Source organism: Erwinia sp. JUb26, from assembly GCF_003751505.1.
Taxonomy (GTDB): Bacteria; Pseudomonadota; Gammaproteobacteria; order Enterobacterales; family Enterobacteriaceae; genus Erwinia.
Map to the genome: position 1 here is coordinate 246,485 of NZ_RJVB01000002.1, position 26,157 is coordinate 272,641.

A 26,157-nucleotide genomic window follows, 5' to 3' on the forward strand; every position below is an offset into this window, starting at 1 on the left:
CCACCATATACCCAGCATAAATCTGTGCCCTTCAAGAACACATTCGGTCCCTCAGCCCGGACGCTGGGATTCTTTCTTCAATGATAAAAAAACCAGGTTTACTATGAATAAAAACTCATTATTCAAGCACATTCCCTGGATGATTCTTGGAATCATCGGGGCGTGCTGTCTGGCCGTTGTCGCCCTGCGGCGCGGTGAGCACATCAGCGCGCTGTGGATCGTCGTGGCTTCCGTGTCGGTCTATCTTGTCGCCTACCGCTACTACAGTCTGTATATCGCCCAGAAGGTGATGAAGCTCGATCCAACGCGCTCCACACCTGCGGTGATCAACAACGACGGCCTGAACTACGTGCCGACTAACCGCAACGTGCTGTTCGGCCACCATTTTGCGGCGATTGCCGGGGCCGGTCCGCTGGTCGGTCCGGTACTGGCGGCGCAGATGGGCTATCTGCCCGGCGTGCTGTGGCTGCTGGCGGGCGTAGTGCTGGCCGGTGCGGTGCAGGACTTTATGGTGCTGTTTATCTCTTCCCGCCGTAACGGCGCTTCGCTCGGCGAGATGATCAAAGAAGAGATGGGTCCGGTCCCCGGCACCATTGCGCTGTTCGGCTGCTTCCTGATTATGATTATTATCCTCGCCGTGCTGGCGCTGATCGTCGTGAAGGCGCTGGCGGAAAGCCCGTGGGGCGTATTTACCGTCTGTTCGACGGTGCCGATCGCGCTGTTTATGGGCATCTATATGCGCTATCTGCGGCCCGGCCGCGTGGGCGAAGTGTCGGTGATCGGGATCGTGCTGCTGGTGGCCTCCATTTATTACGGCGGCGTGATTGCGCACGATCCGTACTGGGGCCCGGCGCTGACCTTTAAAGACACCACCATCACCTTTACGTTGATCGGCTACGCGTTTGTTTCCGCTCTGCTGCCGGTGTGGCTGATTTTGGCACCGCGTGACTATCTGGCCACCTTCCTGAAAATCGGGGTGATCGTTGGCCTGGCCATCGGCATCGTCATCCTCAATCCTGAGCTGAAAATGCCGGCCATCACCCAGTATATCGATGGTACCGGACCGCTGTGGAAAGGGGCGCTGTTCCCGTTCCTGTTCATCACTATCGCCTGCGGCGCGGTGTCCGGCTTCCACGCGCTGATTGCTTCCGGTACCACGCCGAAGCTGCTGGCCTGTGAAACCGATGCGCGCTTTATCGGTTACGGCGCCATGCTGATGGAGTCCTTCGTGGCGGTAATGGCGCTGGTAGCGGCGTCGATTATCGAACCGGGCCTCTACTTCGCGATGAACACCCCGCCGGCCGGTCTGGGCATCACCATGCCGAACCTGCACGAGCTGGGTGGTGAGAACGCGCCGATGATTATGGCGCAGTTGAGAGACGTTACCGCCCACGCGGCGGCGACCGTCAGCTCCTGGGGCTTTGTTATTACTCCGGATCAGATCCTGCAAACGGCGAAAGATATCGGTGAGCCGTCGGTGCTGAACCGTGCCGGTGGTGCACCAACGCTGGCGGTGGGTATCGCTCACGTCTTCCACAAGATTGTGCCGGTGGCCGATATGGGCTTCTGGTATCACTTCGGTATTCTGTTTGAGGCGCTGTTTATTCTGACCGCGCTGGATGCCGGTACGCGTTCGGGCCGCTTTATGCTGCAGGATCTGCTGGGCAACTTCGTGCCGTTCCTGAAGAAAACCGACTCGCTGGTGGCGGGGATTATCGGTACCGCGGGCTGCGTGGGCCTGTGGGGCTACCTGCTGTATCAGGGTGTAGTTGACCCGCTGGGCGGCGTGAAGAGCCTGTGGCCGCTGTTCGGTATCTCCAACCAGATGCTGGCCGCCGTGGCGCTGGTGCTGGCGACCGTGGTGCTGGTGAAAATGAAGCGCACCAAATATATCTGGGTAACCGTGCTGCCCGCCGTCTGGCTGCTGATCTGCACCACCTGGGCGCTGGGCCTGAAACTGTTCAGCACCAACCCGCAGATGGAAGGCTTCTTCTATATGGCCGGGCAGTACAAAGAGCGCATCCAGGCCGGCGGTGCCGAGCTGACCCAGCAGCAGATCGACAATATGCATCATATTGTGATCAACAACTACACTAACGCCGGACTGAGTATCCTGTTCCTGATTGTGGTGTACAGTATTATCTTCTACGGCATTAAAGCGTGGATGAAGGCGCGCCAGACGGACCAGCGCACCGACAACGAAACGCCTTATGTGCCGGTGCCGAAAGAAGGGGTGAAAGTCTCTTCCGGCCACTGATAATCACTGAATCTCAGCCCCGCCATGCGGGGCTGTCTCCTGCCCGACGGCGGGTGATCGCTTAAGGAGCGGCGTATGTTTGATAACTTAGGCGCGGCAAAAAAATACCTCGGTCAGGCGGCAAGAATGCTGGTAGGCATCCCCGATTACGATACCTACGTCCTGCATATGCAGACCAATCACCCGGACAAACCGGTGATGACCTATAAGGAATTTTTCCGCGAACGCCAGCAGGCCCGCTACGGCGGCGACGGCAAAGGCGGAATGCGCTGCTGTTAACAGGAACAATTATGACCCCGATTGCAGTCACTGTTTTAACCGGTTTCCTCGGCGCAGGTAAAACCACCCTGCTGCGCCACATCCTGCACGAACAGCAGGACTACAAAATCGCCGTAATTGAAAACGAGTTCGGCGAAGTTTCGGTCGATACCCAGCTGATTGGCGATCGCGCCAGTCAGATCACCACTCTGACCAACGGCTGCATCTGCTGTACCCGCTCCAACGAGCTGGAAGATGCGCTGCTGGATCTGCTCGACGGCCTGGACAACGGCGATCTGAGCTTTGACCGGCTGGTGATTGAATGCACCGGCATGGCGGACCCCGGCCCGATCCTGCAAACCTTTTTCTCCCACGAGATTATCTGCGAACGCTATCTGCTGGACGGGGTGATTACCCTGGTGGATGCGGTGCATGCCGACCAGCAGCTAGACCAGTTCAGCCTGGCGCAGTCGCAGATCGGCTACGCGGACCGCATTCTGCTCAGCAAAACCGACGTCTCCGGCGACACCACGGCGCTGACCGAACGGCTACAGCGCATCAACGCCCGTGCGCCGATCTATCCGGTTGTCCACGGCCAGATCGACCTCGCCCTGCTGTTCGATACCCGCGGCTTTATGCTGGAGGAGCAGGTGGTGGTCGCCAAACCGCGCTTCCAGCGCATTCACGAGGCGCAAAACGCCATCTCCTCGATCGTGGTGGAGTTTGACTACCCGGTGGTGCTGGGTGACGTGTCGGCGGTCATGGAGAACCTACTGGGCAGCTTTGCCGAAAGCCTGCTGCGCTACAAGGGGATGCTGTGGATTGCCGACCAGCCGTGCCGCCTGCTGTTCCAGGGCGTGCAGCGGCTCTACAGCGCCGACTGGGATCGCCCTTGGCAGGCGGACGAACAGCCGCACAGCACGCTGGTGTTTATCGGCGTGAACCTGCCGGAAGCGGAGATCCGTGCCGCCTTTGACGGACTAAAGGTGAACACGCCCGCTGTTCAGTAGGCTTTTCATCCTGTTCAGATAGCGGCGGCGAACCGGTATGGTTTAGCCGTCGCGCAACGGCAGCGCATCCCCTCCACGGCCTTTTCCGCACCGGCCACCTGACACTGCCTGCCTGCCTGCCTGCCTGCCTGCCTGCCTGCCTGCCTGCCTGCCTGCCTGACAGGCATCTTATTTTGCCTGGCCGGCCCACACCACCATCACTTTGTCATCGCCCTTTTCGCGCACAAAACCGTAGCCCTGCGGCAGAGCCAGCGTGGTCTGTTTCCCCGCGCCCAGCGCCGGATGGCGGGCGCGAAACTGTCCGAGCCGCTGCCAGTGACGCAGGCTGGCGGCCGCGCTGCCGTTCAGATCCTGCCAGTTCATGTCCGATCGCGTGCCCTGCAGCGGATCCGATCCGGTCGGGCCAAACGGGCGCGCGGATTCATCGCCGTAAAAGATCTGCACGGCACCGGGTGCCAGCAGCAGCAGCTCCGCCGACCGCGTACCGCCCTCGCGGAACAGCCGGGTATCGTGCGAAGAAAGGTAGCTGAGGACGTTAAAGCCCTGCAGCTTTTCCGCCATCTGCTGCCAGACGCCGTCCATATTTGCCAGGCAGTCTGCCGCACCGGCCGCCTGTTCCTGATAGTCGAAATTGATCATTGCGTCGAAACCGTGCTGGTAGAAGGCGCTCTGCATCACCCCGTGGCCCCACGACTCGCCGGTCATCCAGAATGGCGCATCATCGATTTTTTTCTGCGGGTTGGCCTGCTTCCACGCCGCCAGCGCCTCCGTGGCCTGCGTTTTCAGCTGCTGCCAGGCCTCCAGCTCAACGTGCTTCGCCGTATCCACGCGGAAGCCGTCAATACCGTAGTCGCGCACCCACTGGCTCAGCCAGTGAGTCAGGTAATCGCGCGGCGTGTATCCGGCAATTTCCCGCGCGGCGGTATCAGGCTTATGGCGATAAAAAAGCGGCAGCCCGGAAGCGTCGGTGGATTCGGTTTTCAAATCCGGTAGAAAGGCCAGCGACATCGTCAGGTCGTCAAAACCGGGGTTGTCGTAGTCGCCGATGTCGGTGCGGATCCACTTTTTGCCCCACCAGTTTTGCCAGGCGGTTTTGTCACCGAAGTTGATGTAGTCATTAAAGCTGTGCCAGTTCTGCCCGGCGGCGGGTTTCCAGTCGGTCCAGCGTTCACCGAGGATCTTCCTGCGTTCCTCATCGTTCAGATAGAGCGCGCCGAACTCATAGCTTTGCATATCCGCCAGCGTCGCGTAGCCGGCGTGATTCATCACCACATCAAACAGCACGCGGATGCCGCGCCGGTGCGCTTCATCAATCAGCGTGCGCAGATCGTTTTCATCGCCCATGTTGGCATCCAGTCGCGTCCAGTCCTGGGTGTAATAGCCGTGATAGGCATAGTGCGGGAAATCGCCTTTGGTGCCGCCGCCCACCCAGCCGTGAATTTGCTCCAGCGGCGAGCTGATCCACAGCGCGTTAACCCCCAGCTGCTGCAAATAATCAAGCCTGCCAGTCAGGCCCTTCAGATCGCCGCCGTGAAAGGTGCCGATCTCCTGCATGCCGTCTTTATGCCGCCCGTAGCTGTGGTCATTTGACGGGTCGCCGTTAACAAAACGGTCGGTGAGGACGAAATAGACCGTGGCGTTGTGCCACTGAAACGCTGCTTCTTGATGAGTTTTCTCTGCTTCCAGCAGCAGAAGTCCGTTACTTTCCGCCGCCGGCTGCAGGGTAATTTTCCCTTCGCGCACCGTGGCGGTTTGCTGGCTGTAAAATTCCCGCACCACGCTGCCTTCGGCAAACGTTTTTCCAACGGGGATAGTCATCGGTTTGCCACTGCTGACCGGGCACTGGCGGGCCACGGCGGCGGGCGCATCGCTCGCGCCTTTCACGCTCAGCAGCAGCGTGGGCGTACCGGAACGGGTATCCAGCTGCACCTGATAATCGCCATCGCGGAAGATCCGCCACTGCGGCGCGCTGTCGCTACAGGGTTTCAGCGACAGCATCTGATTCAGCCTGATGCCGCTCGCCGGCTGCCAGCACTGCTCACCCTGCTGCAGGGTTATCGGCTGCGCGCCTTTTTTCAGCGTGGCGTGGCTGCGCCAGACGCCGGTGCCGTCGTCGGTTAACGGGGGAAAGCCCGACGCATTCCAGTCGGCGCTGGCCATACCGGGCAGTAACAGTAGTAGTAACGCTGAGTGTTTCATTAAAGAGCTCCGCGATAACGATTTTTTCCAGTGTGCCGCGAAGGCAACGTTCGCGGATCCTCCCGTTTAACGATCCGCAGGGAGGAGAGCGAGGGAGGAGAAAACAGACCGTTTTTGCGACGTTTGGCAGGGCGATAAGCGCGACCCACATCAATACTTGATCGATTTTCAACCGATTTATCGTGACATGATTTCGGAATTGGACTATTTCTACGGGTGCCAGATGCGGTTATTTTTGGTACAATTCGCGATTCGACCAACAAATCTTACAAATAAGAAAGGATTGGAATGATTATTTCCGACCAGGAGAGCTAATGATATCGATACCCAAGCGACGACCTGGGGCAGCGATACTCATGTTTTTAACCCTGATATTTTCCGGGGGCGTGCTGGCAAAGACGCACACAGAAACAGCGAGTCACAAAGCCCAGATCGTTAAGACCAGCGTTAAGAAACAGGCAAGCAGTAAACAAGAGTATTCTCGCAATAGTGTTAAGAGTAGTTCACTTCCTGATTTGCGAAAATACCCTTCCGGAACCCCAAGGAAAAAAGCGTTTCTCCGGACCGTCATGCCTTACATTACCAGCCAGAACGCGGCCATTACCGCCGAGCGTAACTGGCTGCTGAGCAAGCAATACACCAGCCAGTGGTCGCCCGCGGAACGCGCGCGCATGAAGGATATTGCTAAACGCTACAAGGTGAGCTGGAACGGCAATACGCGCCGTATTCCGTGGAACGCGCTGCTGGACCGCGTGGACATTATTCCGAACAGCATGGTCGCCACCATGGCGGCAGCAGAAAGCGGTTGGGGAACCTCGAAGCTGACGCGCAGCAACAATAATCTTTTCGGCATGAAGTGCGCGAAAGGATCGTGTCAGAACGGACCGGGCAAAGTGAAAGGCTACTCCCGCTATGATTCCGTACAGGATTCGGTCGCGGCTTACGTGGCCAACCTGAATACGCACGCGGCCTACGCGTCGTTCCGCAAGTCGCGCGCCCAGCTGCGTAAAGCTGACCAGGCCGTGACGGCAACGGCGATGATCCACAAGCTGAAAGGCTATTCCACCCGGGGTCAGAGCTACAACAACTACCTGTTTGCCATGTATCAGGACAACCAGCAGCTGATTGCCGCGCATATGTAACCCGCGTTTAACGGGCTGAAGGCAACCAGCCTACAGCCCCAGCGCCTCCTTCAGGCTTTTCAGATAGCGGCGGCTTACCGGCACGGTATGCCCGTTGCGCAGTAGCAGTTCCGCCTGGCCGTTATCCTCCAGGCGGATCTCTTTTAACTGAGCCATATTCACCAGATACTGCCGATGGCAGCGCAGCATCGGCGTGCGGCTCTCCAGCGTGCGCAGCGTCAGCTCGGTGAAGCCCTCCTTCCCATCCTGGCTGGTGACGTAAACCCCGCTCATCCGGCTGCTGACGAACGCCACCTCCTCCATTTGCAGCAGCCAGATACGGCTGTGGCCGCTACAGGGGATAAATTTCAGCGGCTGCTGATTCTCCGGCAGCAGCGAAATATCCTGCACCTGTCGCTCCTGACGCAGCCTCGCCAGCGTCTTCGCCAGCCGCGGCTGCTCAATCGGCTTCAGCAGATAGTCGAAGGCGTGCTCCTCAAAGGCCTGAATCGCGTACTCATCAAAGGCGGTGAGAAACACGATATACGGGCGATGCTGCCGGTCGAGCATCCCGGCCATCTCCAGCCCGCTGATGCGCGGCATCTGAATATCCAGAAACAGCACGTCCGGCCGCAGATTATTGACCGCGCCGATCGCCTCAATCGCATTGCCGCATTCGCCGACGATCTCAATATCGCTCTCGTCCTGCAGCAGAAAGCGCAGGTTCTCCCGCGCCAGCGGTTCATCATCCACAATCAGCACTCTTAACATGCCGTTTCCTCCATTGGCAGGCGCAGCGTCACGCGGGTAAAGCAGTCCGGCTCGCAGCTCACCGTCAGCCCGTAGCCGTCACCAAATCGCGCGCGCAGGCGCTTATCCACCAGGCTCATGCCTAATCCATTGCCGCTGCTTTTCGGCTGATACAGCCCGGCATTATCTTCCACTTCGACGATCACGTGCTGCCCTTCACTGCGGGCGCGGATGGTAATCGCGCCGTTGCCCAGCAGCTGCGAGGTGCCGTGCTTAATGGCATTTTCCACAATCGGCTGTAGCGTGAAGGCCGGTAAATGCTGGTGCGCCAGCGCCTCCGGCACCTGCATCTCCACCCGCAGCTGCGACTGGAAGCGCGCCAGCTCAATCTGCAGATAGGCGTTAATATGCTCGATTTCATTATCGAGGGTCACAATCTCGGACGGCCGCTTGAGGTTCTTGCGGAAGAAGGTCGACAGATACTGCACCAACTGCCCGGCGCGATCGCCGTCGTGGCGGATCACCGCCTTCAGGGTATTCAGCGCGTTAAACAGAAAGTGGGGATTGACCTGCGCATGCAGCAGTTTGATCTCCGACTGCGCCAGCAGCGCCTCCTGCCGCTCGTATTTCCCCGCCAGGATCTGCGCCGACAGCAGCTGCGCGATCCCCTCGCCCAGCGTTCGGTTGATCGAACTGAACAGGCGGTTACGCGCCTCATACAGCTTGATGGTGCCAATCACCCGCTGATTCTCACCGCGCAGCGGGATCACCAGCGTCGAGGCCAGCTTGCAGTTGGGATGCAGCGAACAGCGGTACGGCACTTCATTGCCGTCGGCGTACACCACTTCCCCGCCTTCGATGGCGCGCCAGGTGTAGCTGGAGGAGATCGGCTTGCCGGGCAGATGGTGATCGTCGCCGATGCCGGTAAACGCCAGCAGCTTCTCGCGATCGGTGATCGCCACGGCGCTGATATCCAGCTCTTTGTACAGCACCTGCGCTACCCTCATGCTGTTTTCTTCGTTAAAGCCCTGCCGCAGGATCCCTTCGGTCGAGGCCGCCACCTTCAGCGCGGTGGCGGAAAACGCCGAGGTATACTTTTCAAACATCGCCCGCTTATCCAGCAGGATGCGCATAAACATCGCCGCCCCCAGGGTATTGGTCACCACCATCGGCGCGGCGATGCTGCCCACCAGGTGCAGGGCATCCTGAAACGGCCGGGCGATCAGCAGAATAATCAGCATCTGCACCACTTCGGCAACGAACGTGATCGCTCCTGCGGTCAGCGGGTTGAACAGCTTATCGATGCGCCCCCGGCGAATCAAAATACTGTGCAGCAGGCCACCGATCAGCCCTTCGGTAATGGTGGAAACCATACAGCTCAGCGCGGTCATCCCACCCAGCGAATAGCGGTGCAGCCCGCCGGTCAGCCCGACCAGACCACCGACCACCGGGCCGCCGAGCAGGCCGCCCATTACCGCACCGATGGCGCGGGTGTTGGCGATGGAGTCTTCGATATGCAGACCAAAGTAGGTGCCCATAATGCAGAACACGGAGAAGGTGATGTAGCACAGCAGCTTGTGCGGCAGGCGCACCGTGACCTGCATCAGCGGGATAAAGAGGCGGGTTTTGCTCATCAGCCAGGCAATAACCAGAAACACACACATCTGCTGCAACAGCAGTAAAACTAAATTGAACTCGTACATGCCCTGCCGTCCACAACCGTTAAGGCGGATAACATACCGCTAATGGCGAAACGTTTCTTTGCCACAGGCCAGAAAAACGCGATCGCGCAGGTCGATTTTTACGTTGAGAAGGGAAATCGGGCAGCACCGGCGGCGCTGCCCGTGAAGGCGAGTCGCTTACGGGCGATGCCCGCTGACGTCATTCTGATAGCTGAGCAGGAAGCGCTGGGTGCGCTGATGCTGCGGCCGGGTAAAGATCTGCTCCGGCTCGCCGTCTTCCACAATCGCACCGTCGGCCATAAAGATAATGCGGTCGGCAATATCGCGGGCAAACGACATCTCGTGGGTCACCAGCAGGATGGTGGTCTGATGATCGATAATCGAGCGGATCACCTGCAGCACCTCCTGCACCAGTTCCGGGTCCAGCGCCGACGTCGGTTCATCCAGCAGGATCACCTTCGGCTTCACCGCCAGCGAACGGGCAATCGCCACGCGCTGCTGCTGGCCGCCGGAGAGCATCGCCGGATAGCTGTCGGCCTTCTCGCGCAGACCGACCTTCTCCAGCAGATTCAGCCCGAGAGCATCCGCTTCCGCCTTCGGCATCTTTTTGCCAACGATCAGCCCTTCGGTGATATTTTGCAGCGCGGTTTTGTTTTTAAACAGGTTGTAGTGCTGGAACACCATGCCGGTTTGCTGGCGGAGAGCGTTTTCCTGTTTGGTATTGATTTTGGCCACATCCGCCGTCAGATCGCCGATGGTCAGCGTACCGCTTTCCGGCTTCTCCAGCAGGTTAATACAGCGCAGCAGGGTCGATTTCCCCGAGCCGGAAGGCCCGATAATCGCCACCACTTCCCCCTGCGCCACCGAAAGATCAACGTCCTTCAGCACGTGGGTTTTGTCGTAAAACTTATTCAGTTTGCTAATCGTCAACATCGGCTGGGTTCCTTAGCGATAAGGCCGGTTAAGGCGTTTTTCCAGACGTTTTTGCAGCATCGTCAGCAGAATGGTCACGGCCCAGTAGATCAGCGCCACCGCGATATAGCTTTCCAGGAAGCGGAAGGAGTTACTCGCCAGGATCTTGGTCTGCGAGAAAATTTCCGTTACGCCCACGGTAAAGGCCAGTGACGACTCTTTAATCAGCATAATCAGGTAGTTGGCCATGCCCGGCACGGCCACGCGAATGGTCTGCGGCAGGATCACCCGGCGAAAACCCTGCCAGCGGGTCAACCCGACCGACAGGCAGGCTTCCATCTGGCCCGGCTCAATGGCGTTCATCGCGCCGCGGAACTCTTCGGCGAGATTGGCGGCGTTCTTAAAGCTCAGCGCGATAATGGTCGCGGAGATGGCGTTCATCATGCTGATGCCGGGGAACAGCTGCGGGATACCGAAGTAAAAAATAAACAGCGTGACCAGCGTCGGCACCGAGCGGAAAAACGAGATATACAGCTCGGCCAGCGGCGTCAGGATCATGATGCGGTTGCGGATCAGCAGCGCCAGGCCAACGCCCATCACCGAAGCGATCACCATCGAGGTGACCGCCAGGAACAGCGTCATCGGTAAGAAGCTGAGCAGCGAAGGAAACGCCTCCAGCATAAAACGCAGATCGAAATTCATTGGCTTACTGTTCCTTGCTGACGTCCTGTTTCAGATACTGCTCGGACAGTTTGGTCAGCGTGCCGTCGGCGGCCAGCGCTTTCAGCGCGTCGTCAAATTTCGCACGCAGTTCGTCGCCCTGGGCATTTTTCACAAACGGGAAGGCTTCCTGATAGCGATAGACCGGGTTGCCGGACAGCTTCAGCGGCAGGCGGGAGTTATCAATCAGCAGCTGCGCACCGGCGCGGTCCATGATGTAGGCGTCAATACGGCCCAGCGCCACGTCCTGTACGATCGCGCTTGGCTCTTCGTAGGTGTGAATGTTGATGCCGGCATCCGGATAGTTTTTACGCAGGAAGTTCTCTTTGCTGCTGCCCACGTCCACGCCCAGGCGCTTGCCTTTCAGGTCGTCGATTTTCTGGATAGAGTCGTCGTCTTTGCGGGTCACCAGCTGCGCGCCGGAGTAGATGTAGGTCTGGGAGAACTGGTATTTCTCGCGGCGCTTTTCGTTGGCTTCAACCTGGTTGGCGATAGTGACGATTTTGCCGGAATCCAGCATGCCGAACAGGCCGGTCATATCGGCAGTGGTTAATTCCACGCGGGAATAACCCAGCTTTTTCGCCACGGCATTCACGACGGCAATATCATAGCCTTCTAAATCCTTACCGTTTTGACGGTAGGAGAAACCAATACTCACACCGAAAGTACCGACCTGAAGGACTTTTTCTGCATCGGCGGCTTTCTCTTTATTATTATCACAGCCGGCAACCAGAACCGATAACCCCAAAACCAGTGCGAGAATACCTTTATTTGTAGATTGCATTATTTACCCTGATTAAAATTTTGTATAAATAACAATATAATAGAGGCGAAAATATCTGTCGTGGCGCCGGGATGCCGGCAGCCAACAAAAAGGAATAAGATATAACATAAGGTTATATAAAATCCCCAGATGAAACAGGATAGCAGTTGCACCACCGGTATAGTTAATAAAATAATAAGAACCATCTTAATCCGCAAAATAACGGATTTTCTAACCAGAGAGAGAATTATGCGTATTGTAGCCTGTGGTGACCTGCTATTTTCCAGCCGTAACCTGGTCAACCGCCTTGATAAAAGAATTATTAACTTACTTCAGGGGGCAGATGCAGTGTTTGCTAATGCTGAATTCAGCTGTCCGCAGCCGAATATTCCCCCGGCGGCAGGACGTGGCTACATCACGGCGGTCAAACCGGCCACGCTGGATGAGTTTGTCGATCTGAACATCAAGCTGGTTTCTTTCGCCAACAATCACACCGGCGACTTTGGCTGGGAAGGCGTGCTGAGCACCATCGATGCGGCGGAAGCACGCGGCCTGGTTCCCTGCGGCGTGGGCCGCAACCTCGATGATTCCCGCCTGCCGCGCTTCCTCGACACCGCCGCAGGCCGCGTGGGCGTGGTGGCACTCGGTTCAACCCGTTCTGAAGTGTTCCTGGCCGCCAACGGCGGCGCGGGCACCGTGGCGCGTCCGGGCCTGAACCCGCTGCGCTGGGGCCGCGCCTACGTGCTGCCCGACGAGCAGTTCGAGCAGCTGAAAAACATCACCCGCCTGCTGGGCACCGATGAAAGCGTACGCGAAGGTATGCGCGTTGAGGTGATGGCCGACAAAGGACCTGACGAGTTTAAATTTGGCTCGCTGTTCGAAAGCTCGCTGCAGATTGAGCGCGGCGAGAAAGCCGGGGTACGCACCTGGTACAACGAGCAGGACTGCCAGGAAAACGAACACAGCGTGCGCGATGCCGCCAACCGCAGCGATTTCACCCTGGTGAGCCTGCACACTCACGAAGGCGACAAAGACAGCTGGTACAGCCCGGACGCGCCGGAGTTCGTTGAATCCTTCGCCCATCGCGCGGTGGAAGCCGGTGCCGATGCGGTGGTCTGCCACGGGGCACACTTTATGCGCGGCGTGGAAATCTTCAACGGTAAGCCGATCTTCTATAACCTCGGCAGCCTGCTGATGGAGTTTGAAGCCGGTGAATCAATTATCGGCCCAGAAATGTACCAGGCCTACGGCCATAAAGTGGATGCTCGCCCCTCGGATCTGCATCGCGCCCGCGCCAAAAATAGCGCCGGCGAGTTCACCGGTTTTAATGCCGAAGCGCGCTTCTCGCAGAACGCACTGGCGGTGTTTGACGTAGAGGGCAGCAACATTCGCGTGCAGCTGCTGCCGCTGGACCTGGGCATGGACAGCCCGCGCGTGCTGGATCGCGGCCTGCCGCAGATCGTCAGCCACCAGCAGGGCCACGAGATCGCCGCACTGCTGACGCGCATGAGCGAACGCTACGGCACCGAGTTTAGCTACCAGGAACAGGACGGCATGATCGCCTTTAGCGCCCGTTAAGCGTCATTAAATACATCCGGTCGCCGACCGGATGTATACTTTGACTATTGATTCATAAAGGAACCGGGCCGAAATGGATGTAATACATTCCCTCTTACAGCGTAAAACGCAGCTTGCAGGCTTACTCTTCGCCGCCACCTCACTGTTCTCTGCCGCCGCCGACGCGTGGCAGCCGATTGATATTGATGACGACAGCGTACTGCGTTCCCCGCCCTCGATCGCGGTGCGCAACGGCACGCTCTACTTCGACGGCAAAATCATTGAAGGCTCCGCCGAGAAACTGCACCGCCAGCTGGAGATGCGACGGGTGGAAAAAGTATCGTTCAACAGCATCGGCGGCGATGCCAAAGAAGCGATGGAGATGGGCCGTGAAATTCACAAGCGTAAAATGGATGTGGAAGTCAGAAACGTTTGTGCCTCCGCCTGCGCCAACTATATCTTCCCCGCAGGAAAAAATAAGTTCGTGACTCAAAACGCCTACCTACTGTGGCACGGCAGCCTGCACAGCCCGACCGATGAAATCGCGCTGGAGTCAAACGACCAGGGTCAAACGCACGAGAAGCTGGTGACTTCACCGGTGTTCACGGCATTAAAGCAGCAGGAAGCCGAATTTTATCAGCTGATCGGCGTCAATGGCGATCTCGCCTGGTGCCCGCAGCAGCAGGCCGATTATCATCAGAAATTCCCGGAAAAATGGTTCTCCTGGTCGCACGCTAACCTGGCAAAATTCGGCGTAAACAACGTTCGCTTTGCCACCAGTGCCGCCCGGTGGCAGAGCACCATGAGCGGTAAAGGCGTAATATTTGCCGACTACTGCCAATAATTTCCTCGCCAGGCTGCGGAAAATCCACTAGCTTATGTACTCTTGTACTAGCAATAGAGATCAATTAATGGATTTTACTTCTCTCGCTCAGGTGAGAACACGCATTGATGAGCTGGATAATCAGCTGGTCGCGCTGATTGCCGAACGTGGAAAGTGCGTAAAAGCGGCTGCGGCGTTTAAAACCGACGACGCTGAGGTTCGCGCTCCCGATCGGGTTCAGCAGGTGGTTGCTCTGGCCCGCCGCCGTGCGTCAGAGCATGGGCTGCCGGAAGAGATTATCGAAAGCGTGTACCGCGCGATGATCGGTGCATTTATTGACTACGAGCTGCGCCAGCATCAGCAGCTAACGCAGCAAAAATCTCGCACAGATGCACCAGCATAAAATCCAGCCGATCGCCTGCCGCCTGCCGGGCATTGAGGCAGTGGCTGCGGACAGCAGCTTTTCCTTTGGCCGCCACAGCCATGACTGCTTCGGTATCGGGCTGATGGATCGCGGTGCGCAAAAATCCCATAGCGGCCGCGGTCAGGTTGAGTCCGCTGCCGGAAATATCATTACAGTGAATCCTGGCGAGGTCCATGACGGTGCGCCGCTAGGAGAATCGCGGGCGTGGCGCATGCTCTATTTCCAGCCCCCGCTGATGGCAGAATACTTCGGCCATCTTTCCGATACGGCCAACTCGCTCACCGAATTTATCCGTCCGGTTTTTCACGATCCCCACCTGGCAGGCCACTTCAACCGCCTATTTTATACCCTCACCGCCTGCGTAGATCGTCATTTCAGGCTGGCAGTCGATGAAGCCTTGCTGGCCCTAAGCGGGGCAGTGACGCAGCCCACCCGGCGAGAACCCGGCTTGGCTAATGATGTTATCCACCTCACGCGGGAACGGATGGATGACGATCCCGCAAGCCCGATCACGCTGGCCGAAATGGCCACGGCTGCGGGGTTAAGCCCATTTCAACTGCTGCGAGGATTTTCGCGCCGTATGGGCATCACGCCGCATGGCTATCTGATGCAGCGCCGCCTGGGGCTGGCCCGCCAGCGGATCGTACAGGGCTGCTCACTGGCGGAAGCCGCTGCCGATGCCGGTTTTGCCGATCAAAGCCATATGACCCGATTATTTGTGCGCAGCTTCGGCTACACGCCAGGGCTGTTTGCACGCAGTCTAAACTGATCGACTCCCTGCAATTTCGTTCAAGATCTCCGCGTATGCCCCCTGCACACTGCCTCCTCGTTTAATTTGCGTAAAGGGGCATAGCATGCTGATTTCCATGGGTTCTACCGTTAGTGCTGATTATCTGATGACATCATTGTTGATCGTTATGTCTCCCGGAACCGGGGCGCTGATTACGCTGTCCGCCGGCCTGAAACAAGGGTCACTCAGCGCGCTGCTTGCCGCTGGGGGATGCACGCTTGGCGTCGTGCCGCATATGCTGGCGGCGATCACCGGGCTGGCGGCACTCCTGCACGCCAGCCCGACGGCTTTCGCGGTGGTCAGGTATGCTGGAGTCTGTTACTTACTGGTGATGGCCTGGCAGACAATGCGTGAATCTGGCCCACTGTCAGTTACAGCAGAAAGTCCCCAACCGAGCGCCAGGCGTTTGGTCTTGCAGTCGATAGCCGCAAACATACTCAATCCTAAACTGTCGCTATTCTTTCTGGCCTTTCTGCCACAGTTTGTCAGGCCTGATGCAACGTCGCCGCTGCAGAGCATGCTAATGCTTTCTGCCATTTTTGCCGCAATGACTTTTGCCGTCTTTGCGCTCTATGGCCTGTTCGCCGCCGCACTCAGCCAGCGCATTCTTGCCAGCCAGCGCATTATGTTGCTAATACGCTGGTCGGTGGCCCTGGCCTTTATCGCCATCGCCCTGCGCCTGGCAACCGCCAGCCAGTAAAACCCAGTGAATAACGCCAGTTAAATACGGATAAAAAGCCTGATTAACTGGCTTAAATCAATAAGGCAGCGTAAAGAATTGCAAATGACGAGCTAAATAACAGGCCGCGTGGTAGAAATATCCGGTGTTTAACTCCCGAGGACAATTTTCTTTCCGCATCGACGAGAAGCAACAGCGCGGATAAGTTGTAAAAATTATGGACAATCAGTTCAGAAACGAACGCTCTACACCCCCTGTCGTACTCGCTTTCCCCTGCTCCCTTTCCGGTGAACAACACTGGCGCAACGCGCTTTAGTCCCGATCTTCCGTTTTGGCATCAAGCACCCCGTGCGTTCTTATGCCCTGCTCAATTTCAGCCTGCGTCGGTTAATCCGCGCTTTCAGGCTCGCTTTTCACATCTTACGGAAGATGCATCATGATTTACTGGCTGTTACTGGCGCTGGCCATCGCCTTTGAAATTACCGGCACCCTGCTGATGAAGTGGTCCGGCGTCAGCGGTAATCCGCTCGGCTATTTTTTAATGCTGCTGATGATCGGCCTCTCCTACATCACCCTGTCGTTTTCGATTAAGAAAATCGCCCTCGGCGTGGCCTATGCGATGTGGGAAGGGATCGGCATTCTGTTTATTACCCTGTTCAGCGTGCTGCTGTTTGAAGAGTCGCTGTCGCTGACCAAACTGCTCGGCCTGACCACGCTGGTGGTGGGTATTGCGCTGATTAAGTCCGGAACCCGAACGGCGAAGAAAAGCGGGGAGGTGCAGCATGCAGGCGTTTGAGTGGGTACATGCGGCGTGGCTGGCGGGTGCCATCGTGCTGGAAATCGTCGCCAATATTTTCCTGAAACTGTCCGACGGCTTCCGGCGTAAGATTTATGGCGTGCTGTCGCTGGGTGCGGTGCTGGCGGCCTTCAGCGCGCTGTCTCAGGCGGTGAAGGGGATCGATCTGTCGGTGGCCTACGCGCTGTGGGGCGGCTTCGGTATCGTGGCTACCGTCGCCGCAGGCTGGGTGCTGTTCGGCCAGCGCCTGAACCGCAAGGGCTGGGCCGGACTGCTGCTGCTGCTGGTGGGCATGGTGCTGATTAAGCTGGCGTGATGACGGAGGGGGGCCGCGCCCTGCAAAACGGCACGGCACCCGCCGCAGGAGGCATTTAAATGCCATTGTATCCTGCGGCGAGACGCTGCGCCGCAGAGCTATGAGGCAGGGCAGCGAAGAGCCAGGGCCATGCCAGACTGCGCGCCAGCGCAATCAGCGGTAGTACACCGCGATGCGCTGGCCGTTCAGCTCCTCGATGGTGACCGGCAGATCGAAAATATCCTCAATCACCTGCGGCACCATCACCTCCTGCGGCGTGCCGCGAAACACCAGCCTGCCGCTCTTCATCGCCAGGATGTAGTCCGACCAGGCTGAAGCAAAGTTGATGTCGTGGATCACCAGCACAATCGACTTTTCCAGCTCATCCGCCGCGCGGCGCAGCTGGCGCATCATCGCCACGCTGTGCTTCATGTCCAGATTGTTCAACGGCTCATCCAGCAGCACGTACTTGGTGTCCTGGCATAACACCATCGCCACAAAGGCGCGCTGGCGCTGACCGCCGGAAAGCTCGTCCAGATAGCGGTTTTGCAGCGGGATCAGGTCCAGAAAGCCCAGCGCCTGGTCAACGTGGCGGCGATCGTCGGCGTTCAGCCGCCCTTTGCTGTAGGGATAACGGCCGAAGCTGACCAGATCGTACACCGTCAGGCGGCTGGTGAAATGGTTCTCCTGGCGCAGCACCGACAGCACCTGCGCCAGCTTTTCACTGTTGGCGTCGCTGACGTCCAGCGCATCCACGCTGACGCTGCCGCTGTCGGCAACCAACAGGCGGCTGATCACTGACAGCAGCGTGGATTTTCCCGCGCCGTTGGGTCCGATAATCGAGGTGACGCCCGATGACGGTAGGGTGGCACAGATATCCTGCAGGACCGGCTGCTGGTCATAGTGTTTACTGACATTTTTTACTTCAATCACTTTTTGGCCTTCTTCAGCAACAGGTAGATAAACAGCGCGCCGCCGGTAAATTCAATCACCACCGACAGGGTTCCGGCCATATCCAGCAGGCGCTCCAGCACCAGCTGGCCGCCGATCAGCGTGACCATGCCGATCAGTACGCTGCCGGGCAGCAGATAGTGATGCCGCCAGGAACCGATCAGCGGATAGGTCAGGTTGACGATCAGCAGGCCGAGGAACATCATTGGCCCAACCAGCGCGGTCGACGTCGCCACCAGCAGCGCGACCAGCAGCAGAATACCGGTCACGTTACGGCGATACGGCACGCCCAGCGCGGTGGCGGAATTCGCCCCCAGCGCGATCACGTCCAGCCGGTGGCGCATCCGCCAGGCCAGCAGCGACACCAGCGCGACAATCAGCGCGCAGACCATCAGCACGCCGCCGTCGGCGCGGGTAAAGGTGGCGAATATCCGGCTTTGCAGCACGGCAAACTCGCCGGGCGACATCAGCCGCTGCATCAGCCCGGAGGCGCTCCGGAACAGCGTGCCGCACACCAGACCAATCAGCAGCACGCGGTGCAGATCCATTCCGGAGCCGCTCAGCAGCCAGCGATACAGCAGCGTAGCGAACGTCACCAGCAGCGCACCTTCCGCCAGGAAGCGGCCCACGCTGCCGAGCATGCTCAGACCACCGACATCCAGCGCGAAGATCAGAACGGTTTGCAGCAGGACAAACAGCGACTCCAGCCCCATCACCGACGGCGTCAGAATGCGGTTCTGAGTCACCGTCTGGAACAGCAGCGTACCGATGCCGGAAGCAAACGCCACCAGCACCATGGTGGCCAGAATCTGCCCGCGATGCTTAAGGATGTAAGCGATATTGCCGTGGAGCTGAACGGTCATAAAGATCGCCATCAGCACCAAAACCAGCGCGCTCAGCAGCAGCAGGCGGCGGCCCGGCGTGAACCGACTGGCGGTTGAGTTCTCAGTGTACACGGCGTTTTGACCTCACAATCAGCACGAGGAAAATCACTGCGCCCAGCACGCCGAGCAGCGCGCTAACGGGAATTTCAAACGGATGGATAATCAGGCGGCCGATAATATCGCAGGCCAGCACCAGCATTGCCCCCAGTAGCGCCACCCACGGCACGGTGCGCCGCAGGTTATCACCCAGCGCCAGGCTGACGATATTCGGCACGATCAGGCCGAGGAACGGCAGCACGCCGACCACCACGATCACCACGCCGCTAATCAGCGCGATCATCGCCATGCCGATCAGCATGGTCTGCTGGTAGCGCAGGCCAATATTCACCGAGAAGTCGCGCCCCATACCGGCGACGGTAAAGCGGTCGGCGATCAGCGCGGCCAACAGGGTGATAATTCCCACGCCCCACAGCAGCTCATAGCGGCCCTGCATCACGCTGGAAAAATCGCCGGATTCCCAGGCACCCAGCGCCTGCAGCAAATCGAACTTCATCGCCAGGAAGGTGGTCACCGCGCTGAACACCGCGCCGAGCATAATGCCCGCCAGCGGCACCATCAGCGACGATTTCATCCTGATGCGGTTAATCAGCAGCATAAACAGCGCGGTGCCGAACAGCGCAAACAGCGAGGCCACGCCCATCTTCAGCATAATCGGCGCGGCGGGGCTGACGATCATCACCAGCAGCAGGCCGAGGCTGGCCGACTGGGTGGTGCCGACGACGGAGGGTTCAACGAAACGGTTCTGCGTCAGCATCTGCATGATCAGACCGGCAACGCTCATGGCGCTACCTGCCAGCAGCAGCGCGGCAGTACGGGGGAAACGACTGATAAGCAGGATCTCGCGCATCTCGGGATCGGTCCACAGACTGACCAGAGTGACGCGGCTGACGCCCACAAACAGGCTAAAAACAGTAAGGCCCAGCAATAATGCCAGGCCTGCGCTAAAGGCGAAAGATTTCATTTACGGCTGGGTTTTCGACTTATCCAGTACCTGCCTCACCTGGGCCACCAGCAGGCTGTAGCTTTGCAGACCACCGGCGATGTACAGCGAGCCGGAATCCAGGTAAACCACCTGCTGTTTTTTCCAGGCGTTGGTTTTACGCACCAGCGGGTTATCCAGCACCTGCTGTGCCGAGCTGCCCTCTTTACGGCCAATCGCGCTGTCGCGATCCAGCACGAACAGCCAGTCCGGGTTAGCTTCCATCACGAATTCGGGTGATACCGAGTTGCCGTGGTTGCCGGTTTCCGCAAAGGTGGTGGCCGGTTTGAATCCCAGTACATCATAGATAAAGCCGAAGCGTGAACCCGGTGAGTAGGCGCTGAGCTTGCCGCCGTTAACCATCAGCATCATCGCGCTGCCCGCTTTGGCCGATTCGTTACGAACGTCGGCGATCTGGGCGTTAAACGCGGCCAGAACTTCTTTGGCTTTCTCTTGCTTGCCGAAGATTTCACCCAGCTGTTCGGTACGTTCGGTCATGCTGGCGAGGAATTTGTGCGGGTCGAGATCGGGAGAGATGGTCGGTGCGATTTCACTCAGTTTGCCGTAGGCATCGCGCGCGCGGGCACCGGCAATAATCAGGTCGGGTTTGGCGTTGCTCAGGGCTTCAAAGTTTGGCTCGAACAGCGTACCGGCATCGAAATAGTCCTTACCGGCGTATTTTGCCAGGTGCGCCGGGTAGTGAGCGCTGGTTTGCGGTACGCCAATCACCTTCACGCCAAGCGCATCGGTAATATCCAGTGCGGCCGGGCTGAGGACCACAACACGCTGCGGATTTTTCGGTACGGCCGTGGTGCCCTGGGCATGGACGATGCTGACCGTTGCGCCTTCAGTGGCGGCAAACGCCGCAGGTGAACAGGCAAGTGACAGCGCAAACAGAGATGAAGTTAAGGCCTGAGGGAAACGCATTTTCTCTCTCCTGAGAATCAGAAAACTGACATAAATGAGAACTATTCGTATTAAATTTTGTTGCGGGATAATAACGGCAAAATCCAGAAATGTGTAGTGTTTGAGATCAACACATCGTGCTAACGCCATGGTTCTACACAAAATCTACACAATTTTACGGAATGTAAAGGCAAAAATGACACTTAACGAACTGAAAAACCCGCATTTACTGGAATTTCGCTGATAAAAACTGACAAAAGTGGTCAATTGTGGAGATATTGTGAATTCGTCCTTACGGGTCTTTTAGTGATAACAATTCTCGTTATCATACACATCATCTTACATTCCTCCACAATTTGAGATTAATTGATGAACCGAATTGGACGTTTTCGCATCCATCCCCTGGCTCTGCTTCTTACCGGTTTGATGGCGACCACCGCCAGTGCAGCGGAAGACGCAGAAAATAACGATACAGACGCCGTTATGACGGTCCAGAAAACCGCTGAACAGGAACTGAAACAGCAGCCCGGCGTTTCGATTATCACCGCCGACGATATTGCTAAAAGCCCACCGGTCAACGACCTCTCCGACATCATCCGCAAAATGCCCGGCGTCAATCTGACCGGCAACAGCGCCAACGGCAGCCGCGGCAACAACCGACAGATCGATATTCGCGGCATGGGCCCGGAAAACACGCTGATCCTGATCGACGGCATACCGGTGAATTCCCGCAGTTCGGTGCGCTACAGCTGGAAAGGCGAACGCGATACGCGCGGCGACACCAACTGGGTGCCTGTCGAGCTGGTCGACCGCATCGAAGTGCTGCGCGGCCCGGCGGCGGCGCGCTACGGCTCCGGCGCGGCGGGCGGGGTGATCAATATCTATACCAAGCGCCCAACCAAAGACTGGCACGGCTCACTTTCCCTGTTCACCAACCAGCCGGAAGACAGCAAAGAGGGCGATACCAAACGCGCCAACTTTAACCTCAGCGGCCCGCTGGCCGGTGATGCGCTGACCATGCGCCTGTACGGCAACATCAACAAAACCGACGCCGACGCGGCCGATATCAACAACGCGCAGAATGGTTCCTACGCCGCCGGTCGCGAAGGGGTGCGTAACAAAGACATTAACGCCCTGCTCTCCTGGAAACTGACGCCGTCGCAGATCGTCGATTTCGATTACAGCTACAGCCGTCAGGGCAATATCTACGCCGGAGACACCCAGTACAGCAACGGTAACCTCAGCCCGAATGGCCTGGTTGACTCACTGTACGGTTCCGAAACCAACCGCCTGTATCGTCAGTCGTACGGCCTGACCCACAACGGTTTCTGGGAGTGGGGAACCTCGAAGTTCTCCGCGTCGTATGAGAAAACCAACAACACGCGTCTGAACGAAGGCTCCACCGGGCGCGTGGAGGGGATGATCAACAGCGACGAGTTCAGCACCAGCCGCCTGGAAAACTACCGTACCAGCGGCGAAGTGAATATCCCGATTGAGCAATGGCTATCGCAAACCGTCACCCTCGGCGCGGAGTGGAACCGTGAAGAACTGAACGACCCGGCATCGATCAGCGCCACCGACGCCGGCGGCGTGGCCGTCGGCGGCCAGTCGGGCAATCCGGCGGATCGTAACGCGAAAAACAGCGCCACCACCGCGGCCGTCTACTTCGAAGACAACATCGAACCGTGGGTCGGCACCTTCCTGATCCCCGGCCTGCGCTTCGATCACCACGATCAGTTTGGCAACAACTGGAGCCCGAGCCTGAACCTGTCCCAGGATCTCGGCGAGTTCTTCAAGGTGAAAGCGGGTATTGCCCGGGTGTTTAAAGCGCCAAATCTGTATCAGTCCAGCGAAGGCTATCTGCTCGGCACGCGCGGCAACGGCTGCCCGAAAACCATCTCCAGCGGCAGCTGCTACCTGTTGGGTAACACCGATCTGGATGCCGAAGTCAGCGTGAACAAAGAGCTGGGGCTGGAGTTCGCCGCCGAGGGTTACTCCGCAGGTATCACCTGGTTCCGCAACGATTACAAAAACAAAATCGTCGCCGGCACCGACATTATTGCCACCACCACCACCAACTATAACGTGCTGCAGTGGGAAAACGGCGGCAAGGCGCTGGTGGAAGGGCTGGAAGCCAACCTGACCGTGCCGCTGCTGCGTGACGTGCTCGACTGGCGCACCAACGCCACCTATATGATGGAGTCGAAGAGCAAGGAAACCGGCAACCCGCTGTCGATCATTCCTAAGTACACCATCAACACCATGCTGGATTATCAGGTGACCGATAAGCTTTCCACCGCCGTGAACTGGACGATGTACGGCCGTCAGAAGCCGCGTGAGTACAGTGAAACGCGACTGGATGTGGAAGGGATGTCCAGTACTGAAATCGGCGCGTATTCGGTGGTTGGCATCAGCCTCAACTACGAGCTGACCAAGGATCTGCGCCTCAACGGCGGCGTCAGCAACCTGCTGGACAAACAGCTGTACCGCGCGAACGACGGCGCATCGACCTATAACGAACCGGGCCGCGCGTACTACGCCGGCGTCACCATGTCGTTCTAAGTACTGTTTTAAGTCTTCGCATACAACGGGCAGCCAAGCTGCCCGTTACTATTACGGATAACTCCGCCCCGCTCCCCATTTCCCGGCTCGATCTTTTTCGTCGTCATATCGTACGGATTTAAATCAATTCTTCACTTCTGAATACCCGCATTTTCCCTGTCAGAACCCCACAATTTGGCCGGACCAATTTAAATAAAATGTGAATATCACGCACAGAAAGACAAAATAACCATCACATCTGTTGTTTTATACTAACAAAATATTAACTATCAGCGTCAGCACACACGAAATCGCCATTTTGGTCCGACCAATCTGGTTATAAAAAAGAATGTTCTGGAGACGCCGCCATGCAACCCTGGCAACAAGTTTACGATCCACTCGGCAATATCTGGCTGTCCAGCCTGATCGCCGCTATTCCGATCATCTTCTTCTTCTTCGCCCTGATTAAGCTCAAGCTGAAAGGGTACGTTGCCGCCACGATCACCGTGGTGCTGGCGCTGATGGTGGCGCTGTTCCTCTACCGGATGCCGGTCGATCGCGCGCTGGCCTCGGTGGTTTACGGTTTCTTCTACGGACTCTGGCCGATCGCCTGGATCATCGTCGCCGCGGTGTTCGTCTACAAAATTTCGGTGAAAACCGGGCAGTTTAATATTATCCGCGCCTCGATCCTGTCGATCACCCCGGACCAGCGCCTGCAGATGCTGATCGTCGGTTTCTCCTTCGGTGCCTTCCTGGAAGGCGCCGCCGGATTTGGCGCGCCCGTGGCGATCACCGCCGCGCTGCTGGTCGGCCTGGGCTTTAACCCCCTCTACGCTGCGGGCCTGTGCCTGATCGTCAACACAGCGCCGGTGGCGTTTGGCGCAATGGGCATCCCGATTATCGTTGCCGGGCAGGTCACCGGACTGGACAGCTTTGAAATCGGCCAGATGGTCGGCCGCCAGCTCCCCTTCCTGACCATCATCGTGCTGTTCTGGATCATGGCGATCATGGACGGCTGGCGCGGAATTAAAGAAACCTGGCCAGCGGTAGTGGTGGCGGGCGGTTCGTTTGCCCTGGCGCAGTACCTCAGCTCTAACTTCCTCGGCCCGGAACTGCCGGACATTATCTCTTCACTGGTATCGCTGGTGTGCCTGACGCTGTTCCTGCGCGTGTGGAAGCCGGTGCGCATCTTCCGCTTTGCCCCAACGGATAACGCCACCCTGCAGCCGCTGGTGGTGGAGAAGTATCGCCCGGGGCAGATTATCCGCGCCTGGATGCCGTTCCTGTTCCTGACCGCCACCGTTACCCTGTGGAGCATCCCGCCGTTCAAGGCGCTATTTGCACCGGGCGGCGAACTGTATAACCTGGTGGTCAATATCCCGGTGCCGTTCCTCGACAAGCTGGTGGCGAAGATGCCGCCGGTGGTGGCGGCTATCACGCCGTATGCCGCGGTGTATAAGTTCGACTGGCTGTCCGCGACCGGGACGGCGATTATCGTTGCCGCGCTGATCTCCATCGTCTACCTGAAAATGAAACCGGCCGATGCCGTGAGTACGTTTGTCAGCACGCTGAAAGAGCTGACGCTGCCGATTTACTCCATCGGCATGGTGCTGGCCTTCGCCTTTATCGCCAACTATTCCGGCCTGTCCGCCACGCTGGCATTGGCACTGGCCCATACCGGCCACGCGTTTACCTTCTTCTCGCCGTTCCTCGGCTGGCTGGGCGTGTTCCTGACCGGTTCAGACACCTCCTCTAACGCCCTGTTTGCCGCACTGCAGGCCACCACCGCCCAGCAGATTGGCGTGTCGGATCTGCTGCTGGTTGCCGCCAACACCACCGGCGGCGTGACCGGCAAGATGATCTCGCCGCAGTCGATCGCTATTGCCTGCGCCGCCGTGGGCCTGGTGGGCAGAGAATCCGACCTGTTCCGCTTTACGGTGAAGCACAGTCTGATTTTCACCTGTATGGTAGGGATCATTACCACCTTACAAGCCTACGTGCTCACCTGGATGATCCCATGACCCTTGCGCCACCGCCTTCCGGCACCCTGCTTCTCGCCGGACGTATTAAAACCCTGATCCATCAGCGCCAGCTGGAGCCGGGGGCACGCCTGCCCGCCGAGCGCCAGCTGGCGCAGGAACTGGGCGTCTCACGATCTTCGCTGCGCGAGGCTATCCGCTCGCTGATTGGTGAAGGCGTGCTGTACAGCAAACGCGGCGGTGGCACCTGGCTCTGTGATGAAAACACCCGCTGGTCGGAGGAACGCATCGTGCAGCCGCTGAAGGTGCTGGTTGCCGATGACCCGAACTACCGCAACGACATTCTGGAGGCGCGTCACGCCATCGAGGCCAGTACCGCCTGGTATGCCGCGCTGCGGGCGACACCCGCCGACAAAGAGCGGCTGCAAAGCTGCTTTGACGCCATCCAGCAGCAGGAAAGCATCTCGGCCGATATGGCCAACCAGGCCGACGTGCGCTTCCACCTGGCGATTGCGGAAGCCTCGCACAACGTGGTGTTGCTGCAGACCATGCGCGGTTTCTTTGACCTGCTGCAAAGCTCGGTGGCGCACAGCCGCGAACGGATGTACACCGTCCCGACCATCTTTGCCCGTCTGACCGAACAACACGAAGAGCTGCTGCTGGCGATCCTCGCCAACGACCCGGAACGGGCGCGTAAAGCGGCTCAGCACCATCTGGGGTTTGTCCTCACCACGATGAAAACCCTGCATGAAGATGAAGCCCGGCAGCAGCGCATTACCCGGCTGCCGGATGACAGAGAATGATGTAACAAAGGATAGATC

At 58.2% G+C, this 26,157-nt stretch carries 24 protein-coding genes; 14 read left to right on the forward strand and 10 right to left on the reverse strand.

Translation table 11 applies throughout. The features are described from left to right. Window positions 1–103: 103 nt before the first annotated feature. The 3 genes from EC836_RS06255 to yjiA all read left to right on the forward strand — a co-directional run bounded on the left by EC836_RS06255 (window position 104) and on the right by yjiA (window position 3,525). Entirely contained in the window at window positions 104–2,257 is a 2,154-nt protein-coding gene (locus EC836_RS06255) for a carbon starvation CstA family protein (RefSeq protein WP_123331215.1), read from the forward strand. A gap of 75 nt (window positions 2,258–2,332) precedes the next feature. Next, complete coding sequence (locus tag EC836_RS06260) at window positions 2,333–2,536, forward strand: YbdD/YjiX family protein (RefSeq protein WP_105592421.1); 204 nt, start codon at window positions 2,333–2,335, stop codon at window positions 2,534–2,536. An 11-nt stretch (window positions 2,537–2,547) separates the two neighbouring features. After that, complete coding sequence (yjiA, locus tag EC836_RS06265) at window positions 2,548–3,525, forward strand: GTPase (protein WP_123331217.1); 978 nt, start codon at window positions 2,548–2,550, stop codon at window positions 3,523–3,525. A 168-nt stretch (window positions 3,526–3,693) separates the two neighbouring features. On the opposite strand, the gene EC836_RS06270 is transcribed toward yjiA, so the two are convergent. Next, a complete protein-coding gene (locus tag EC836_RS06270; protein WP_123331219.1) occupies window positions 3,694–5,724 on the reverse strand; it encodes an alpha-amylase in 2,031 nt (676 codons plus the stop codon). Between the two features lie 314 nt (window positions 5,725–6,038). On the opposite strand from EC836_RS06270, the gene EC836_RS06275 reads away from it, so the two are divergent. Continuing rightward, window positions 6,039–6,866 carry a protein bax gene (locus EC836_RS06275; protein WP_123331222.1) on the forward strand — a complete coding sequence of 276 codons (828 nt, stop codon included), beginning with the start codon at window positions 6,039–6,041 and terminating at the stop codon, window positions 6,864–6,866. Window positions 6,867–6,896: 30 nt separating this feature from the next. Here EC836_RS06275 and btsR read toward each other — a convergent pair whose 3' ends face one another. The 5 genes from btsR to EC836_RS06300 form a co-directional block, all read right to left on the reverse strand. After that, window positions 6,897–7,616, reverse strand: a complete 720-nt coding sequence (gene btsR / locus EC836_RS06280; protein WP_123331224.1) for a two-component system response regulator BtsR — start codon at window positions 7,614–7,616, stop codon at window positions 6,897–6,899. Beyond that, on the reverse strand, window positions 7,610–9,298 hold the full coding sequence (locus tag EC836_RS06285) for a sensor histidine kinase (RefSeq protein WP_123331226.1): 1,689 nt from the start codon (window positions 9,296–9,298) through the stop codon (window positions 7,610–7,612). The genes btsR and EC836_RS06285 overlap by 7 nt, the downstream gene beginning before the upstream one ends. 156 nt (window positions 9,299–9,454) lie before the next feature. After that, complete coding sequence (locus EC836_RS06290; protein ID WP_123331228.1) at window positions 9,455–10,210, reverse strand: amino acid ABC transporter ATP-binding protein; 756 nt, start codon at window positions 10,208–10,210, stop codon at window positions 9,455–9,457. A 12-nt stretch (window positions 10,211–10,222) separates the two neighbouring features. After that, a complete protein-coding gene (locus EC836_RS06295; RefSeq protein ID WP_123331230.1) occupies window positions 10,223–10,891 on the reverse strand; it encodes an amino acid ABC transporter permease in 669 nt (222 codons plus the stop codon). A 4-nt stretch (window positions 10,892–10,895) separates the two neighbouring features. After that, window positions 10,896–11,693, reverse strand: a complete 798-nt coding sequence (locus tag EC836_RS06300) for a transporter substrate-binding domain-containing protein (protein ID WP_123331232.1) — start codon at window positions 11,691–11,693, stop codon at window positions 10,896–10,898. 228 nt (window positions 11,694–11,921) lie between these two features. Between EC836_RS06300 and EC836_RS06305 the strand changes: the two genes are divergently transcribed. The 7 genes from EC836_RS06305 (at window position 11,922) to mdtI (ending at window position 17,057) form a co-directional block, all read left to right on the forward strand. Beyond that, on the forward strand, window positions 11,922–13,250 hold the full coding sequence (locus EC836_RS06305; RefSeq protein ID WP_123331234.1) for a CapA family protein: 1,329 nt from the start codon (window positions 11,922–11,924) through the stop codon (window positions 13,248–13,250). Window positions 13,251–13,323: 73 nt separating this feature from the next. Continuing rightward, a complete protein-coding gene (locus EC836_RS06310) occupies window positions 13,324–14,073 on the forward strand; it encodes a hypothetical protein (RefSeq protein ID WP_123331236.1) in 750 nt (249 codons plus the stop codon). 67 nt (window positions 14,074–14,140) lie between these two features. Continuing rightward, window positions 14,141–14,455 carry a chorismate mutase gene (locus EC836_RS06315; protein WP_123331238.1) on the forward strand — a complete coding sequence of 105 codons (315 nt, stop codon included), beginning with the start codon at window positions 14,141–14,143 and terminating at the stop codon, window positions 14,453–14,455. Next, a complete protein-coding gene (locus EC836_RS06320; RefSeq protein WP_123331240.1) occupies window positions 14,442–15,245 on the forward strand; it encodes an AraC family transcriptional regulator in 804 nt (267 codons plus the stop codon). The genes EC836_RS06315 and EC836_RS06320 overlap by 14 nt, the downstream gene beginning before the upstream one ends. 85 nt (window positions 15,246–15,330) lie before the next feature. Beyond that, window positions 15,331–15,966: a LysE family translocator gene (locus EC836_RS06325; RefSeq protein ID WP_233599149.1), complete on the forward strand. Its 636-nt coding sequence runs from the start codon at window positions 15,331–15,333 to the stop codon at window positions 15,964–15,966. Window positions 15,967–16,378: 412 nt separating this feature from the next. Further along, the gene (mdtJ, locus tag EC836_RS06330; RefSeq protein WP_123331242.1) at window positions 16,379–16,741 is read left to right on the forward strand and encodes a multidrug/spermidine efflux SMR transporter subunit MdtJ; all 363 of its coding nucleotides are present in this window, start codon (window positions 16,379–16,381) and stop codon (window positions 16,739–16,741) included. Continuing rightward, window positions 16,728–17,057 carry a multidrug/spermidine efflux SMR transporter subunit MdtI gene (mdtI, locus tag EC836_RS06335; protein ID WP_123331244.1) on the forward strand — a complete coding sequence of 110 codons (330 nt, stop codon included), beginning with the start codon at window positions 16,728–16,730 and terminating at the stop codon, window positions 17,055–17,057. Before mdtJ ends, mdtI begins: the two co-directional genes overlap by 14 nt. Window positions 17,058–17,210: 153 nt before the next feature. Here mdtI and EC836_RS06340 read toward each other — a convergent pair whose 3' ends face one another. The 4 genes from EC836_RS06340 to EC836_RS06355 all read right to left on the reverse strand — a co-directional run bounded on the left by EC836_RS06340 (window position 17,211) and on the right by EC836_RS06355 (window position 20,837). After that, window positions 17,211–17,969: an ABC transporter ATP-binding protein gene (locus tag EC836_RS06340; protein ID WP_123331246.1), complete on the reverse strand. Its 759-nt coding sequence runs from the start codon at window positions 17,967–17,969 to the stop codon at window positions 17,211–17,213. Continuing rightward, window positions 17,966–18,862, reverse strand: a complete 897-nt coding sequence (locus EC836_RS06345; protein ID WP_123332132.1) for an iron chelate uptake ABC transporter family permease subunit — start codon at window positions 18,860–18,862, stop codon at window positions 17,966–17,968. The genes EC836_RS06340 and EC836_RS06345 overlap by 4 nt, the downstream gene beginning before the upstream one ends. 70 nt (window positions 18,863–18,932) lie before the next feature. Next, complete coding sequence (locus EC836_RS06350) at window positions 18,933–19,892, reverse strand: ABC transporter permease (protein ID WP_123331248.1); 960 nt, start codon at window positions 19,890–19,892, stop codon at window positions 18,933–18,935. Next, the gene (locus EC836_RS06355; protein WP_123331250.1) at window positions 19,893–20,837 is read right to left on the reverse strand and encodes a siderophore ABC transporter substrate-binding protein; all 945 of its coding nucleotides are present in this window, start codon (window positions 20,835–20,837) and stop codon (window positions 19,893–19,895) included. Window positions 20,838–21,185: 348 nt separating this feature from the next. On the opposite strand from EC836_RS06355, the gene EC836_RS06360 reads away from it, so the two are divergent. From EC836_RS06360 to lldR, 3 genes are all read left to right on the forward strand, one after another. Continuing rightward, on the forward strand, window positions 21,186–23,378 hold the full coding sequence (locus tag EC836_RS06360; RefSeq protein ID WP_123331252.1) for a TonB-dependent siderophore receptor: 2,193 nt from the start codon (window positions 21,186–21,188) through the stop codon (window positions 23,376–23,378). A 347-nt stretch (window positions 23,379–23,725) separates the two neighbouring features. Beyond that, window positions 23,726–25,378 (forward strand): L-lactate permease, encoded by a 1,653-nt coding sequence (lldP, locus tag EC836_RS06365; RefSeq protein ID WP_123331254.1) that lies wholly within the window; start codon window positions 23,726–23,728, stop codon window positions 25,376–25,378. Next, window positions 25,375–26,139 carry a transcriptional regulator LldR gene (gene lldR, locus EC836_RS06370; RefSeq protein WP_123331256.1) on the forward strand — a complete coding sequence of 255 codons (765 nt, stop codon included), beginning with the start codon at window positions 25,375–25,377 and terminating at the stop codon, window positions 26,137–26,139. Before lldP ends, lldR begins: the two co-directional genes overlap by 4 nt. Window positions 26,140–26,157 lie beyond the last annotated feature (18 nt).